The organism is Knoellia subterranea KCTC 19937, assembly GCF_000768685.1.
GTDB lineage: Bacteria > Actinomycetota > Actinomycetes > Actinomycetales > Dermatophilaceae > Knoellia > Knoellia subterranea.
On sequence record NZ_AVPK01000001.1, the window covers coordinates 116,004 to 131,726 of the forward strand.

Below are 15,723 nucleotides of genomic sequence, written 5' to 3' on the forward strand. Positions count from 1 at the left end.
ATGAGAGAACACTCTCGAAAGAACACTCTCACACTTTCGGCACCGCGCGAGGTGGGCGAGCAAAAGCAGGCGACAGGACGGCATACGGTCGGGCACTCTCCTGCCATGGCACTTCCCGAAGGGCTCATCGCGCGCCCCCACTCCCCCGCCGACGCCCAGGCGGTCTGCGACCTCGTCGCAGCCACCGAGGTCGTCGACGCCGGCGAGGCCGCCATCGAACTCGAGGACATTCAGGGCGACTGGGCCCGCAGCAGTTTCGACCTCGCGACCGAGAGCATCGGCGTGTGGGACGGCGACCGCCTCGTCGGCGCTTCCGAGGTGTTCAAGGGCCGCCGCGCGGACGGTGGGGTCCACCCCGAGTATCGCGGCCGCGGCATCGGCACCTGGCTCGCCGGCTGGATGGAGGACTGCGCCCGAGCCCGCGGCTCACGCCTCGTCGGGCAGACCGTGCCGGGTGGGAGCAACGCGGAGGAGTTCTTCCGGGCGCGGGGCTATCGGGAGGGCTGGACCTCGTGGGTGCTCCAACTGCCCAAGGATCAGCGCATCGAGCCGCAGCCCCTCCCGGAGGGCTACGCCCTGCGCGAGTTCGCCGGTGGCAAGGACGGGCGCACCGCGTTCCAGCTCATCGAGGATGCCTTCAACGAGTGGCCCGACCGCGAACCATCGAGCTATGACGACTGGGCGCCTCGCGGACCGCTGCGGCCCGGGTTCGAGCCGTGGCAGATCCGCTTCGTCACCGACGCGACAGGCACGGACGTCGGCGTCTGCTACACGATCCTGTCCGATGCCACCGGCTACGTCGACGCCCTCGCCGTGCGTCGCGACCAGCGCGGACTGGGCCTTGCCAAAACCCTTCTCGCTGACGCCTTTTCACGCGCCCGCGAACGCGGCGCCACGGTCAGCGAACTCTCCACCGACTCCCGCACGGGTGCCCTCGGGCTGTACGAGCACGTCGGCATGCAGGTCACCGTGACATGGCGCCACTGGATGACCGACCTCTGACTCAGCGCCGACGGACGAGTTCCTCGGCGACCTGCACCGCGTTGAGGGCAGCACCCTTGCGGAGGTTGTCACCCACGACGAAGAGGACGAGCCCCTTGCCCTCGGGGGCAGCCTGGTCGGCGCGCACGCGGCCGACGAAGACCTCGTCACGACCGGCGGCCTCGAGCGGATTGGGGACGTCGGTGACGACGACACCCGGCGCCTTCGAGAGCAGCTCGAGGGCGCGCTCGGGCGAGATGTCGTCGGCGAACTCCGCGTGGATCGCGAGCGAGTGCCCGGTGAAGACCGGGACTCGGACGCAGGTGCCGGAGACGCGCAGGTCCGGGGCGTGCAGGATCTTGCGGGACTCGTTGCGGAGCTTCTGCTCCTCGTCGGTCTCGAGCGATCCGTCGTCGACGAGCGAGCCGGCGAGCGGCACGACGTTGAAGGCGACGGGCACGGCATACACGGCAGGGGCTGGAACGGCGACCGCACGCCCGTCGAGCGCGAGAGCGGCAGGCTCGCCCGCGGCATACGCACCGCGAAGCTGACCGTCGAGCTCCTGGACGCCCTTGCCACCGGAGCCCGAAACCGCTTGGTACGAGGCCACATTGAGACGAACCAGTCCAGCGACGTCGTGCAGCGGCTTGAGCACCGGCATCGCAGCCATCGTTGTGCAGTTCGGGTTCGCGACGATGCCCTTGGGGATCGTGTCGAGGTCGTCGGGGTTGACCTCGGCCACGACGAGCGGCACCTCGGGGTCACGACGCCACGCCGACGAGTTGTCAATGACGGTCGCACCGGCCTCGGCCACGCGCGGCGCCCAGACCTTGGAGGTCGAGCCACCGTTGGAGAAGAGGGCAATGTCGATGCCAGAGAAGTCGGCGGTCTCGGTGTCCTCGACCGTGATCTCGGTGCCCTTCCACGGCAGCGTCGTGCCGGCGGAACGCGCCGAGGCGAAGTAGCGGATCTCGTCGACCGGGAAGTCGCGCTCCTCGAGGAGCGCGCGCATCACGCCGCCGACCTGACCGGTTGCACCGAAGACACCAACTCGCATGCGCCGATTCTAGAGCCGCACCGCCCTCGCCCGGCTCTGACGACCACTCCGTGGGCGCCGACTCGGCGCGGCACCGCCCGGCACTTCTTGACGACGGACAGGCATCTGTCCGACGAAAAGGCACAGATCTCGATAACGGCACCCGATTCCCTACCAGTTGGTAACCAGAGCGGTCAGAGTGGCAGTGCGATCTGTTCGCACCGAGTGGCCTTCAACGAGGACGCCGCGACACCAGGAGGAAACACCGCACAAGAAGCGCATCATCACTCTCATGCTGGGTCTTCTCGCCACCGTCGCCCTGACGGTTGGCCTCACCACGAGCGCGTCAGCCGCTCCCAAGGCGAAGCACACGAGCACCACCCAGTCACCGCTGCTGCAACTCGGCACGGCCGTGGGTCTGTTCACGGTCACGGGCTTCGGCGGAACCGAGTTCGACACCACGACCGGGGCGATCACCTCGCCCGTCTCCAACAACGTCGAGGCCTCGCAGAAGGTCATTCAGCACGGCGGCATCACCCTCGCCAAGGCCGACGGCACGTCCCTGACCATCGAGAGCATCCAGTACGACCTCAAGGCCGGCCTCATCAGCGGAGTGATCGACGGTGAGCGCGTCACGCTCTACACCTCCGAGAGGACCTCCGACACCACGGCAAAGCTCTTTGTCCACCCCGAGGGCGGTGCCCCGCTGCGCGAGTTCGTCAACTTCTTCGGCCTCCCGGCCGACGGTTCGGAGTTCGGCACCGCCTCGCTGAGCTGACGCACCAACCACTCCCTGAACAACGTCGAGGGCCGCCCCAACCACTATTGGGGCGGCCCTCCGCGTTGCGTGGTCGATCAGACCTTCGCGTCCGCCGAACTGTCCACCGACTCGGTGGGGGTGGCACCGGGGAGAGTGACGAGCTCGCCCACGCCCTCACCGGGAGCCGCCTCCTCGTAGGTGAGGGTGAAGTCGTCCCCGTGCTCGGTGACGCCGGCGACCACGGCCTGCTCGACGGCAGCCACGGCATAGGCCCGGCGCACGACCAGCGGGTCCTGCGACAGGTCCTTCACGAGCGCCACGGCCAGGCCGACCATCACGAGGAGGAACGGCAGGGCCGCCACGATCGTGATGTTCTGAAGCCCGGACAGGGCGTCCGAACCACCGACGACCAGCATGACGGCGGCGACGGCACCAGTCGCGGCACCCCAGAAGATGACCGTCGGCCGGCTCGGCGCGAGGGTGCCTCGCTCCGAGAGCGTGCCCATGACGATCGAGGCGGCATCCGCACCGGACACGAAGAAGATCGCGACGAGGAGCATCACGACGATCGAGGTGATCGTCGACATCGGCATCGTCTCGAGCATCCCGAACAGGGTGGCCTCCGGCGTCTCGGCCCCGGCGAGGTCAGTGCCACCGCGCTGGGTGTCGATGCCCGCACCACCGAAGATCGCGAACCAGACGAGCGAGACGAGGCTCGGCACGAGCAGCACACCGGTGACGAACTGACGGACGGTGCGACCGCGCGAGATGCGCGCAATGAACATGCCGACGAAGGGCGTCCACGACACCCACCATGCCCAGTAGAAGATCGTCCAGCCGGAGAGCCAGGTCTGCATGGCGTCGCCGCCAGCGGCGTCCGTGCGGGCCGACATCATCGCGAGGTCCTGGAAGTAGGAGCCCACGGCGGTCGGGACGAGGTTGAGGATGAAGACGGTCGGGCCGACGACGAACACGAAGACGGCCAATGCGAGGGCCAGGACCATGTTGGTGTTGGACAGCCACTGGATGCCCTTGGAGACACCGGAGACCGCGGACAGGATGAAGCACAGGGTCAGCACGGTGATGATCGCGACGAGAACGCCATTGCCGGCGCGGCCGATGCCGCCGACGATCTCGAGGCCCGACCCGATCTGGAGTGCGCCGAGTCCGAGCGAGGCCGCGGACCCGAAGAGCGTCGCGAAGATCGCAAGGATGTCGATGACTCGACCGGCGGGACCGTTCGCGCGGCGCTCGCCCAGGAGCGGCGCGAAGGCCGAGCTGATGAGCAGCGAACGGCCGCGACGGAACACGCCGTAGCCCACGGCGAGCCCGACGACCGCATAGATCGCCCACGGGTGCAGCGTCCAGTGGAACAGTGTCGTCGCCATGGCCGTCTGGACGGCCTCGGGGTTGCCGGCCTCGCCGGTGCCGGGCGGCGGAGTCGCGAAGTGCGCAACCGGCTCGGAGACGCCATAGAACATCAGGCCGATGCCCATGCCGGCGGAGAACATCATGGCGATCCACGACACGGTCCGGAACTCGGGCTGCTCGTCGTCGCGGCCCAGCGGGATCCGACCAAACTTGCCGGCCGCCAGCCAGATGACGAAGACGACGAAGCCCGAGGCCACGAGGGAGAAGAGCCAGCCCATGTTGTGGACGACCCACGACAAGCTGTTGGACGAGGCCGTGCCGAGGGTCTCGGTGCTCAGGAAACCCCAGAGCACGAAGCCGATGGCGATGGCAGCCGTGACGCCGAAGACGACGGTGTCGAGCTTCTGCGGTGCATCCGCGGGGTGTTCCTCGACCGGGTTGTCGAGGGCGGGGTGGGGGGCCTCATCACGAAGCGGACCATCGAGGATCTCGCGCTCGCCCGCTGCATCTCCGGGGGCCGTGGGGCCGGTATTCATGAGTTTCTGGTTCACGGGTGATTCGGCGCGAACGCCGCTCCTTCGTTGTTCTCGTCAGTCACGTACGCGGCTCAGATGCCGCCAGCTTCAGGTTCTTGCAACCTGTCCACCATGCCGAACATGACGCTCGATCTCAACCTGAGGGGTGCAGGTGGGCGTCCTCACGGACGCGTCCAAAGACGGTGACGGACGCGGCGAACGACCATTCCGGTATGCCGTCCGCTCACCTTCGCGAGGTCAGAAACCCAGTCGTTGCAACTGTTTCGGGTCGCGCTGCCAGTCCTTGGCGATCTTGACGTGGAGGTCGAGGTGGATGCGCTGTCCGAGCAGTTTCTCGATCCCGGCCCGGGCCGTGGCACCGACTTCGCGCAGGCGCGATCCACCGCGGCCGATGATGATCGCCTTCTGGGACGAGCGCTCGACGAAGACGTTGACGCGCACGTCCATGAGGGGTTTGTCCGCGGGCCGGTCCTCGCGCTGGATCATCTCCTCGACGACGACCGCAAGCGAGTGGGGCAACTCGTCGCGCACTCCCTCGAGGGCGGCCTCGCGGACGAGTTCGGCGATCATCACGACGTGCGGTTCGTCGGTGAGGACGTCATCGGGATAGAGGGGGCCCGGCGACGGCGGCAGGTATTTCGCCAGGACGCTCGCGACCGTGTCGACCTGGTCCCCCTTGGTGGCGGAGCACGGGACGATCTCGGCCCAGTCCCCGAGCTGGTCGATGGCGATGAGGTGCTCGGCCAGGCGCTTGCGGTCGACCTTGTCCGACTTCGTCGCGAGGGCGACGACGGGGGTCCGCTTGGCCTGACGCAGTTCGGCGAGTTCGCGGGCGATGAACTGGTCACCCGGACCGATGCGCTGGTCCGACGGGAGGCAGAAGCCGACGACGTCGACATCGAGGAGCGTCTCGCGCACGAGGTCGTTGAGTCGCTCGCCGAGCAGGGTCCGGGGTTTGTGCAGGCCCGGGGTGTCGACGAGGACGATCTGGCTCGTCGGACTCGTGACGATGCCTCGGATCGTGTGCCGCGTCGTCTGCGGCTTGCTCGAGGTGATCGCGACCTTGTCGCCGACAAGGGCGTTGGTCAGGGTCGACTTGCCCGCGTTGGGTCGTCCCACCAGGCAGGCGAATCCCGCAACGTAGGGCGTGGCAGCGGTGTCATCAGTCATGGGAACTCCCGGAGTCGGCTGCCTGCATCATCTCGTGTGCGGCGGGGGCGATGCGTTCGACGATGACCGTCGCGATGCGGTGGCGTCGACCGGCCATCCGCTCGGCGGTGAGGCGCAGGCCGGCGACCTCGCACGTCGAACCGAGGATCGGGACACGGCCGATGGTCTTGCCGATGAGGCCACCCACGGTGTCGACCTCGTCCTCGTCGATCGTCACACCGAGTTCCTCGGCGAGGTCATCGATGTCCATCGTCGCGTCGACGCGCCAGCGCCCGTCGCCGAGATCCTCGAGATCGGGTGTCTCGCGGTCGTATTCGTCCGCAATCTCACCGACGATCTCCTCGATGATGTCCTCGATCGTCACCAGCCCGGCGGTTCCACCCCATTCGTCCACGACGAGGGCGAAGTGCGTCTGATCGCGCTGCATCTCCCGGAGCAGGGCATCGACCGGCTTGGACTCCGGGATGAACGGCATCGGCCGCATGAGCTCGGCGACCGGAGTGGTGGCGCTCGCCGGGTCGGCGGTGACTCGGCGCACGACGTCCTTGAAATAGAGGAGGCCGAGGACGTCGTCGGAGTCCTCTCCCGTCACCGGGATGCGTGAATAACCGCTGCGGAGAAAGAGATTCATCGCCTTGCGGGCTTCACGGTCGCCGTCGATCGTCACCATGTCGGTCCGCGGCACCATGACCTCACGGGCAACGGTGTCGCCCAGCTCGAAGACCGAGTGGATCATCTGGCGCTCCTCGGCCTCGATGACCGAGGACTCGCCGGCGAGGTCGACGAGGTCGCGCAGCTCGGACTCACTCTCGAACGGCCCGTCCCGATACCCGCGCCCAGGCGTGACCGCGTTGGCGAGGAGCACGAGGAGACGGGCCAGTGGCCCGAGGACGCGGCGAAGCCAGATCGCCACGGGTGCCGCGAGGAGCGAGACGCTGCTCGCGTGCTGCCCGCCGAGGGTGCGGGGCGAGACGCCCACGAGCGCGAAGGAAAGGACCGCGAGGATCGCGATGGCGATCAGGAGTGGCTTCCACGTGCCGTCGACCGTGCGGTGCACGGCCACGGTGACGAGGACGGCCGTCGTCATCTCGGCGATGACGCGGACGAATGCGAGGACGGAGAGATAGGCCGGTCCGTCGGCGACCACCGTGGCCAGCGATCGAGACCCGGCCCGTCCCTCGTCGAGCAGTTCCTGTGCGCGCACGCGGGACACGCGGTACAGCGCGGCCTCGGCGGCGGACAGGACGAAGGCGAGGACGAGTCCGAGGACGCTGATGACGACGAGTCTGGTCATCGCTCGGCCCTCCCGGGTCCCGACATCACGCGGACGTCGGGACTGGCTGGGTCAGGCACCGTTTCGGCCCCTCGTCGCCAGGAAGGTGAGGAGGAGCTGGCGCTGCAGCTCGAACATCTCCTTCTCCTCCTCGGGCTCGGCGTGGTCGTAGCCGAGGAGGTGCAGGATGCCGTGGGTCGTGAGGAGCAGAAGTTCCTCTTCGGTCGCGTGCCCTGCCGCGGCGGCCTGCTTCTCGGCCACGCTCGGGCACAGCACGATGTCTCCGAGGACGCCCTCCTCGGGGTCCTCGTCATCGCTGCCCGGGCGGAGTTCGTCCATCGGGAAGCTCATGACGTCGGTCGGCCCCGGCAGGTCCATCCACTGCACGTGGAGGGTCTCCATCGCCGCTTCGTCGACGAGCCGCAGACAGAGGTCGGCCTGCGGGTGGACCTTCATCTCGCCCATGACGTAACGGGCGCACGCGACGAGTTCGAGCTCGTCGAGCCGGAATTCGGTCTCGTTGAGGACGTCGATGCTCACGCGTCACCCTCCGTGTGCGTCACCTCGGCGACGGCGTCGCCACCATCTCGGGTATGCCGGGTGCTCGCCGGCGGCGTGCGGCGCACCCGTGTCGGTCGCTTCGGTCCGCCACCGTGCTGCTCCGCGTCCCACCGACCGTAGGCGTCGACGATCTCGCCGACGAGGCGGTGGCGCACAACGTCCTGAGCGGTGAGCTCGGCGAAGTGGATGTCCTCGACCTGGGTGAGGATGTCGCGAACGATGCGCAGCCCGCTCGTCGTCCCACCCGGCAGGTCGACCTGCGTGACGTCACCGGTCACGACCATCTTGGAGCCGAAGCCGAGGCGGGTGAGGAACATCTTCATCTGCTCGGGCGTGGTGTTCTGGGCCTCGTCGAGGATGACGAACGAGTCGTTGATCGATCGACCGCGCATGAACGCCAGGGGCGCGACCTCGATGGTGCCGGCTGCCATGAGCCGCGGGATCGAGTCCGGGTCGACCATGTCGTGCAGGGCGTCGTAGAGCGGCCGCAGATAGGGGTCGATCTTGTCGTTGAGGGTGCCCGGCAGGAAGCCGAGCCGCTCCCCCGCCTCGACGGCCGGTCGGGTGAGGATGATCCGGTTGACCTGCTTGGCCTGGAGCGCCGCAACGGCCTTGGCCATGGCGAGGTAGGTCTTGCCGGTGCCGGCGGGCCCGATGCCGAAGGTGATGGTGTGCTCGTCGATCGCCTCGACGTAGCGCTTCTGGCCCAGCGTCTTGGGCCGGATCGTCCGTCCGCGCGAGGACACGATGTTCATCGTGAGGACGTCGGCGGGCCGCTCCGTCGTCTGGGCTCGCAGCATCGCGATGGACCGGTCAACGGCATCGGCGTTGAGGGCCTGTCCACCTTCGATGACGGCGAGGAGCTCATCGATGACGCGCTCGACGAGGGCCACCTCCGCGCTCGTGCCGGAGATGTGGAACTCGTTGCCCCGCACGTGGATAGACGTCAGCGGGAACTGCCGCTCGATGGTGCGCAGCAACTCGTCCCTCGGGCCGAGCAGGGACACCATCTGCACGTCAGCGGGGATCGTGACGGTGTGGACGGGGAGGTGGGTCGAAGGTTCGCCCGACCTGGAGGTATGCGGTGCGTCTGTCATGTTGTCCCCCAGTCTACGGTTTCGCGTCAGCCGGGAGGCCATTGCATTGACCGGCCTCCGAGCACGTGCAGGTGCGCGTGGAAGACGGTCTGGCCCGCCTCGGCCCCGGTGTTGAAGACCAGCCGGTAGCCGCCGTCGAGGCCCTCGGCCGCGGCCACGTCCCTGGCGAGGCTCACGACGTCAGCCAGCTCCTCGGCGTGGACCGCGAGCGCACCGGCGTTCTCGACGTGCCGTTTGGGGACGACGAGGACGTGGGTCGGCGCCTGGGGGTTGATGTCGCGGAAGGCGAGGCTGCGGTCGGTCTCGGCGACGACGTCGGGCTCAATCTCGCGGGAAACGAACCGGCAGAAGAGGCAGTCGGACGGAGTCGGCGCTTCGGACATGCTCCGACAGTAAACCGATCACCGCCCCAGGGCGTCTCACCGGCGTGACAATGACACCCGTGGGAACCCGACGTGACGCTGCAGCACGTGCGGCCGCCGATGACGGCGTGTCGACCCTGTATGCCGTCCAGTGGCGTCCCATGGTTCGGCTCGCCTGGCTCTTCGTGCACGACGACCTCCTCGCCGAGGAGATCGCCCAGGATGCCTTCATCTCGCTCCATCGCAAGTGGAGCGACGTCCAGGAAGGCCGCGCGACGGCATACCTGCGGCAGTGCGTCGTCAACGGTGCGCGCTCCGCGCTGCGGCACCACAACGTCGAGCGGCGCTACCTCGATTCGCTGCGGGACTCCACGCGCCGACTCACGGCCGTCAGCGCCGAGGACTCCGTGATCGCCACCGCGGGTTCGGCCGATCTCTTCGCGCGTCTCCAGACCTTGCCCGACCGACAACGTGAGGTGCTCGTCCTGCGCTACTACCTCGACCTCAGCGAGGCCCAGATCGCCGAGACGCTCGGGATCGCTCCGGGGTCGGTCAAGGCCCACGCCCACCGGGGTCTCGCAGCCCTGCGCATCCAGATGGAGGAGCGGCCATGAGCACCCACCTCGACCCGTCCGACACCGAGCGCGAACTGCGCGAGGCACTCGCCACGCGGGCGCGGCAGATCCAGCCGTCCGACCGCTTGGACGCCATCCTGCACGAGGCCTCGGCGGTGGAGACGTCGCGTTCACGGGGTCCATGGCTGGCGGCCGCGGGCGTGGCCGCGGCGGCGGCGGTCGTGGCCGGCGTCGTGTGGGCCGCCCAACCCGACACCGACTCGACGCTGCCGGGCGGTACGTCGACACCGGCTCCCACGAGCCCGGGCGTCACCGAGCCGGCGCCCAGTCCGACAACCGGCGTCAGCACGCCTCCGCCCTCGACGTCCCCGAGCCAGAACAATCCGTCAGGGACGCCCGGCGAAACGGGCAATTCCGCTGTGGCACAGGCGATCTACCGCGTCGGCAGCAACGGTGGGGCGAGCGATCGGCCTGGGCTGGTGCGGGAGTACCGGTCCGTGACGATTCCTGCCTCGGAGGACGCTCGGGTCAAGAGCGCTGTGATCGAGGCGCTGACGCGCACCGACCTGTGGCGGGGTACGTCGCTGGTGGACTGGGACGTCACTCGGGACTCGATCACGTTGCGGCTCAGCGGCCCTGGCGCGGCGGCGCCCACTGTCGAGGCGGCGAGGTTGGCGGCATACGCCCTCGTCTGGACGGCACAAGGTGCAGTCGGCCGCGGGGACGTGCCCGTGTCGATCGTCCCCGCTGCCGGCGACACACTCCTCGGCCAGCTGGACTCCTCGAAGCCCTTCACGCGCGCCGCCACTCCCCCGGATGCGTTGGCCGACATCTGGATCGACACACCCTCCCCCGGAGCTGCCCTCAGCGCCGGTCGGGCCATCACCGTCCGCGGTCAGGCCGTCGCGTGGGAGGCCAACGTCGAGTGGGAGCTGCGGCGCGGATCGGACGTCGTCGACAACGGCTTCACCACGGCCTCGATCGGCGCCCCGTCACGCGGGACCTACTCCGTCGACCTCGGGCCGGTCGCGGCCGGGACCTACACCTTCCGGGCCTTCACGACGTCCATGGCCGACAGCTCGGTGATGTCGGAGCGCCTCGTCACCTTCACCGTGCGCTGACCCGCCGCCACCCTTGCCTTGTGCGTCTGAGGGCGAGCCCTGGCTCGCGCTCAGCCACACGGCAGGGCTCAGCGCCAGCGGGACGCGGCGCAGAGGACGGCCAGGGCGGCCGGGCCGGCGCTCGACGAGCGGAGCACGGTGTCGCCGAGGCGGACGACGCGACCACCGGCGGCACGCAGGGCCTCGAGCTCCTCCGGGGCGACGCCGCCCTCGGGGCCAACGATCACGAGGACGTCGCCGTCGGCGGGGAGCTGCTCGGCGGCCAGGGCGGCCAGCGGCTCGGTGGCGTCCTCGTGCAGGACGTAGGCCGTCGCCCCCGCCTCGATGCGGCGCACCAGATCCGCCGTCGTCGCCGTCTGCGCCAGGGCCGGGCGGCGGGCGCGACGGGACTGCTTGGTCGCCGCGACCAGCACCGCGTCCCACTTGCCGCGGGCCTTCTCGCCGCGCTCCCCGCGCCACTGGACGATGCTGCGACCGGCCTGCCACGGCACGACCTCGTCGACGCCCAACTCGGTCGCGGCCTCGATCGCCTGGTCGTCCCGGTCGCCCTTGGCGAGGGCCTGCACGAGTACGAACCGTGGCGACGACTCCGGCTGGTCCTCCACGGTCTCGGCACGCAGGCTGAGCCGGTCCTTCTCGACGGAGACCACCTCGCCGGTGACGACCCGGCCGGCGCCGTCGGCCAGCCGGAGTCGCTCACCCGGCTGGGTGCGCTTCACGGTGGCGGCGTGACGGCCCTCGGGCCCGTCGAGCACGACGACGTCGCCCTCGCGGATCCCATCGAGCGCACCCGCCGGGACGAGGTAGAGGTGCAGGCTCACGAGCGCCTCCCCGTGTTACCAGCCATGCGAGGTCAGCGGGCCTTGAACGCGTCGCGCAGCTTGCCGAAGATCGACCCGTCACCGGGGTCAGCAACGCGACCGGTCGGCTTCTCCTCGTTGCGCAGCCTGGCGAGCTGCCGGAGCAGGTCTTCCTGCTCGGCGTTGAGCTTCGTCGGCGTCTGCACCATCGCGTGGACGATGATGTCGCCGCGTCCCGAACCACGCAGGTGCGTCACGCCGAGACCGCGCAGGCGGATCTGCTCGCCCGACTGGATCCCGCTGCGCACCTCGAGGTCCTGCACGCCGTCGAACGTCTCGAAGGGGACGGTGGCACCGAGCGCGGCCGCCGTCATGGGCAGCTCGAGGGTCGCGTGGAGGTCGTCGCCCTGCCGCTGGAACCGGGGATCACGGCGCACCGCGACCTCGACGTAGAGGTCGCCCTGCGGGCCATTGCCCGGGCCGACCTCGCCCTCACCGGCGAGCTGGATGCGCGTGCCGGTGTCGACGCCGGCGGGGACGCGAATCGTCATCGTGCGGCGCGTCCGGACCCGACCGTCACCCGAGCACTCGTAGCACGGGCTCTCGATCACCTGGCCGGTCGCCTGGCAGTTGACGCAGGGACGCGACGTCATGACCTGGCCGAGGAAGCTGCGCTGCACCTGCTGAACGGATCCCTGCCCCTTGCAGACCTCGCACGTGCGCGTGCCGGTGCCGGGCTGGGTGCCGGCCCCGTGGCACGTGGAGCACCCCTCGGCGGTGTCGATCGTCAGTTCCTTCTCCGCGCCGAACACGGCATCGGCGAGGTCCAGGTCGAGGCGGACGAGAGCGTCCTGACCACGCGACTGGCGCGACCGCGGGCCGCGCCCCTGGGCCTGCCCGGCCCCCTGACCGAAGAAGGCGTCCATGACATCGCTGAACGAGAAGCCCTGCCCGAAACCGGCGGCTCCGGCGCCGCCATAGGGGTCGGAGCCCATGTCGTAGTTCTGCTTCTTCGCCGGGTCCGACAGCACGTCATAGGCCTGCGAGACCTTCTTGAACTGCTCCTCGGCCTCGGGGCCGGGGTTGACGTCGGGGTGGAGCTTGCGGGCGGCACGACGGTAGGCCTTCTTGATGTCGTCGGCGGTAGCGTCGCGGGCCACGCCGAGGTCGGCGTAGTAGTCGTTCACTGTGGTGGACGTCCTTCGTTGGAATCTGTTGCGGTCACACGGGTCAGGGGTTCAGCTGCGTCAGTCGGCGAGGATCCGGCTGACATAGGTCGCGACGGCACGCACGGCCGCCATCGTCGTCGGGTAGTCCATGCGTGTCGGTCCCACGACGCCCAGCCCGGCCACGAGGTCCGAGCCGGCGCCGTAGCCGGTCGTGACGAGTGAGGTCGACTGGAGCCCCGCGAAGGGATTCTCGGCGCCGATGCGCACCGCCACGGTGTCACCCTGCTCCGTCACCGTGCCCAGGAGCTTGAGGAGGACGACGTGCTCCTCCAGCGCCTCGAGCACTGGCCCGATCGACGTGGAGAAGTCCTCACCGGCGCGGATGAGATTGGACGTGCCGGCCAGCACGACTCGCTCCTCGCGCTGCTCGACGAGCACCTCCGTGAGCTCGGCGGCGATGGCGGCGAGCAGCCCCCGGGCAGCCGGGTCCACCTGGGTGGGGAGTTCGCCCAGTCCACCCGCCGCGTCGGCCAACGTCTTGCCGACCGTGGCGCCGTTGACGTCGGAGCGCAGCGACGCGAGCATCCGCTCCGCCGTCTCCTCCGTCAGGTCGAGGCCTGTCTCGAGAATCCGCTGCTCGACCCGTCCGGTCGTCGTGATGAGGACGACGAGCAGGCGCGTGCCGCCGAGCGGGACGAGCTCGATGTGACGCACCGACGACCGGGTGAGCGACGGGTACTGCACCACCGCCACCTGACGGGTGAGTGAAGCGAGCAGCCGAACGGTGCGGTCGACGACGTCGTCGAGGTCGATCGCGCCGTCGAGGAGCGTCGCGATCGCCCGCTTCTCGGCACTGCTGAGCGGCTTGACGCCACTGAGGCGGTCGACGAAGAAGCGGTAGCCGGCGTCCGTCGGGATGCGGCCGGCGCTCGTGTGTGGGGCCGCGATGAGCCCCTCCTCCTCGAGCGCCGCCATGTCGTTGCGCACCGTGGCCGCGGAGACACCCAGCCGATGACGCTCGAGCAGGGCCTTGGATCCGACCGGCTCGGAGGTCTCGACGTAGTCCTGCACGATCGCGCGCAGCACCGCGAGCCGACGATCCTCGCTCATTCCCCGACACCTCCCGGTCCACTGGCACTCATGCTTGGTGAGTGCCAATTCTACGTCTACCCTCGCGCAGGTGACGGATCGCTACGGACAGGACGTGCTCGCCGGCGACTGGAAGGCGCCCCGTGGCGGCCGCTCCACGCCTCTGGCCGCTGAGAACGGCGTGGTCGTCGAGGACGTCGAGACCGGGTGGGTCGGTGCGGTGGTCCGCGTGGAGAAAGCAGGCGGCATACACGTCGTCCACCTCGAGGACCGGCGCGGACGCACGAAAGCCTTCCCCCTGGGACCCGGCTTCCACGTCGATGGTCGGCCAGTGACCCTCACCAGGCCCGAGGCCGCAGCGACGGCGCAGCTCACGGCCGCACGGGCGGCCGCCTCCCGCACCGCGAGCGGTTCGCGGGCCGTCGCCAACGCGCCGGCCAAGGTCGCGAGCGCCTCGCGCATCTTCGTCGAGGGCACGCACGACGCCGAACTCGTCGAGAAGGTCTGGGGACACGACCTGCGCATCGAGGGCGTCGTCGTCCAACCACTCGACGGGGTCGACGATCTCGAGGCCGCGATCCGCGACTTCGCGCCCGGGCCGGAGAAGCGGATGGGGGTGCTCGTCGACCACCTCGTCCCGGGCACGAAGGAGACGCGCGTCGTCGAGGCCGCGTCGCGCCTCCAGCCGTGGGCACCGCACGTCCTCATCGTCGGCCACCCCTATGTCGACGTGTGGCAGTCCGTGCGACCCGAACGTCTCGGCATGAAGCAGTGGCCCGTCATCCCGCGCGGCACGTCGTGGAAGCACGGCATCTGCGCCCACCTCGGCTGGCCGCACGAGTCGCAGGCCGACATCGCCCGTGCATGGAAGCAGATCCTCGGGACCGTCCGAACCTATGCCGATCTCGAGCCGTCCCTGCTGGGCCGCGTCGAGGAGCTCATCGACTTCGTCACCGCCCCGTGACCGCCCCAACTTTTGCTCCCCATGAGGGCAGGTGAGGGATCCGGAGGCTTCATAGCCCTCCGGACCCCTCACGTTCCCTCCGGTCGCCCACAGCACCCGGTATGCCGGCCGCTCACCTTCTCGGTGCGGCTCGCCTCGGCAGGGTCGCCCCTGACCGCACCCTGATTCCACCCTCAAGAGGGGATGAATCGGCGTGGCCATGGGTTTCACTGGATGACAGCACCTCGTCCCCTGAAGGAGGACACCATGACCACGACCCCTCAGCCCGAGTTCCAGGGGCAGAACCCCCAGATCCCGCAGAGCCCCCAGGACCCGCAGTTCGCCCAGGGCGCGTCGACTCCCCCGCCGTACCAGCAGCCGACCGGCCAGCCCTGGTCGGGGCAGGTCCCGCCCGGTCAGACCACGGCCTACGGCCAGCAGGTTCTCGACCCGGCACAGCAGCGCCAGTGGGGCATGCTCAGTCACCTCATCGGACTGGGCGCCATGATCTTCAGCGCCGGTGTCGCAGGCTTCGTCGGGTCCCTCGTCGTTTATCTGCTCTTCAAGGAGCGTGGCGACTTCGTCCGGCAGCACTCGGCGAACTCGCTCAACGTCCAGATCATGGCTGGCATCGGAAACCTCGTCTCGTGGTTCCTCATCATCACGGTCATCGGCGCCATCATCGGCATCCCGCTGCTCATCGCCGTCAACGTCTGGGCCTTCGTGGTCCACATCATCGGCGCGATGAAGGCCAACAAGGGCGAGCTCTGGGACCCGCCGCTGGCCTACCAGTTCGTGAAGTGAGCCGATCGGTTCACTGAGCCAGACCGACGCACTTCTTGCGCTGTTGGGACCGAATACTCGGTCCCAACAGCGCAA

16 protein-coding genes are annotated in these 15,723 nt (G+C 69.2%); 6 read left to right on the top strand and 10 right to left on the bottom strand.

All coding sequences use genetic code 11. From position 1 onward, the window contains the following. The first annotated feature begins 105 nt into the window (after window positions 1-105). Window positions 106-1,002, top strand: coding sequence for a GNAT family N-acetyltransferase (locus N803_RS00580; protein WP_035901699.1), 897 nt, complete (start codon window positions 106-108; stop codon window positions 1,000-1,002). Between the two features lies 1 nt (window position 1,003). On the opposite strand, the gene N803_RS00585 is transcribed toward N803_RS00580, so the two are convergent. Continuing rightward, window positions 1,004-2,038, bottom strand: a complete 1,035-nt coding sequence (locus N803_RS00585; RefSeq protein WP_035901702.1) for an aspartate-semialdehyde dehydrogenase — start codon at window positions 2,036-2,038, stop codon at window positions 1,004-1,006. 271 nt (window positions 2,039-2,309) lie between these two features. Between N803_RS00585 and N803_RS00590 the strand changes: the two genes are divergently transcribed. Continuing rightward, window positions 2,310-2,795, top strand: coding sequence for a hypothetical protein (locus tag N803_RS00590; protein WP_035901704.1), 486 nt, complete (start codon window positions 2,310-2,312; stop codon window positions 2,793-2,795). 77 nt (window positions 2,796-2,872) lie between these two features. Here the strand turns inward: N803_RS00590 and N803_RS00595 are convergent, their stop codons facing one another. The 6 genes from N803_RS00595 to N803_RS00620 all read right to left on the bottom strand — a co-directional run bounded on the left by N803_RS00595 (window position 2,873) and on the right by N803_RS00620 (window position 9,168). Then, on the bottom strand, window positions 2,873-4,684 hold the full coding sequence (locus tag N803_RS00595; RefSeq protein ID WP_156969601.1) for a BCCT family transporter: 1,812 nt from the start codon (window positions 4,682-4,684) through the stop codon (window positions 2,873-2,875). A gap of 237 nt (window positions 4,685-4,921) precedes the next feature. Next, window positions 4,922-5,854 (bottom strand): GTPase Era, encoded by a 933-nt coding sequence (gene era / locus N803_RS00600; protein WP_035901706.1) that lies wholly within the window; start codon window positions 5,852-5,854, stop codon window positions 4,922-4,924. Further along, on the bottom strand, window positions 5,847-7,148 hold the full coding sequence (locus N803_RS00605) for a hemolysin family protein (RefSeq protein ID WP_035901709.1): 1,302 nt from the start codon (window positions 7,146-7,148) through the stop codon (window positions 5,847-5,849). The genes era and N803_RS00605 overlap by 8 nt, the downstream gene beginning before the upstream one ends. Before the next feature lie 51 nt (window positions 7,149-7,199). Beyond that, window positions 7,200-7,667 (bottom strand): rRNA maturation RNase YbeY, encoded by a 468-nt coding sequence (gene ybeY, locus N803_RS00610; protein WP_035901710.1) that lies wholly within the window; start codon window positions 7,665-7,667, stop codon window positions 7,200-7,202. Beyond that, entirely contained in the window at window positions 7,664-8,785 is a 1,122-nt protein-coding gene (locus tag N803_RS00615) for a PhoH family protein (protein ID WP_035901712.1), read from the bottom strand. Before N803_RS00615 ends, ybeY begins: the two co-directional genes overlap by 4 nt. Window positions 8,786-8,811: 26 nt before the next feature. Beyond that, entirely contained in the window at window positions 8,812-9,168 is a 357-nt protein-coding gene (locus tag N803_RS00620) for a histidine triad nucleotide-binding protein (RefSeq protein WP_035901714.1), read from the bottom strand. 59 nt (window positions 9,169-9,227) lie between these two features. On the opposite strand from N803_RS00620, the gene N803_RS00625 reads away from it, so the two are divergent. Both N803_RS00625 and N803_RS00630 read left to right on the top strand, forming a co-directional pair. Then, window positions 9,228-9,761, top strand: a complete 534-nt coding sequence (locus tag N803_RS00625) for a SigE family RNA polymerase sigma factor (protein WP_245616923.1) — start codon at window positions 9,228-9,230, stop codon at window positions 9,759-9,761. Continuing rightward, on the top strand, window positions 9,758-10,843 hold the full coding sequence (locus N803_RS00630; protein WP_035901719.1) for a Gmad2 immunoglobulin-like domain-containing protein: 1,086 nt from the start codon (window positions 9,758-9,760) through the stop codon (window positions 10,841-10,843). The genes N803_RS00625 and N803_RS00630 overlap by 4 nt, the downstream gene beginning before the upstream one ends. 68 nt (window positions 10,844-10,911) lie before the next feature. Here N803_RS00630 and N803_RS00635 read toward each other — a convergent pair whose 3' ends face one another. From N803_RS00635 to hrcA, 3 genes are read right to left on the bottom strand one after another with little or no spacing between them, the layout of a single operon-like run. Further along, window positions 10,912-11,664, bottom strand: coding sequence for a 16S rRNA (uracil(1498)-N(3))-methyltransferase (locus N803_RS00635; protein WP_035901720.1), 753 nt, complete (start codon window positions 11,662-11,664; stop codon window positions 10,912-10,914). Between the two features lie 32 nt (window positions 11,665-11,696). Then, window positions 11,697-12,830, bottom strand: coding sequence for a molecular chaperone DnaJ (dnaJ, locus tag N803_RS00640; RefSeq protein WP_035901721.1), 1,134 nt, complete (start codon window positions 12,828-12,830; stop codon window positions 11,697-11,699). 60 nt (window positions 12,831-12,890) lie between these two features. After that, the gene (hrcA, locus tag N803_RS00645; protein WP_035901722.1) at window positions 12,891-13,922 is read right to left on the bottom strand and encodes a heat-inducible transcriptional repressor HrcA; all 1,032 of its coding nucleotides are present in this window, start codon (window positions 13,920-13,922) and stop codon (window positions 12,891-12,893) included. A gap of 70 nt (window positions 13,923-13,992) precedes the next feature. Here hrcA and N803_RS00650 point away from each other — a divergent pair, with 70 nt between their 5' ends. Beyond that, window positions 13,993-14,865 carry a DUF3097 domain-containing protein gene (locus N803_RS00650; RefSeq protein ID WP_035901724.1) on the top strand — a complete coding sequence of 291 codons (873 nt, stop codon included), beginning with the start codon at window positions 13,993-13,995 and terminating at the stop codon, window positions 14,863-14,865. Window positions 14,866-15,111: 246 nt separating this feature from the next. After that, entirely contained in the window at window positions 15,112-15,648 is a 537-nt protein-coding gene (locus N803_RS18675) for a DUF4870 domain-containing protein (protein WP_052111555.1), read from the top strand. Window positions 15,649-15,723 lie beyond the last annotated feature (75 nt).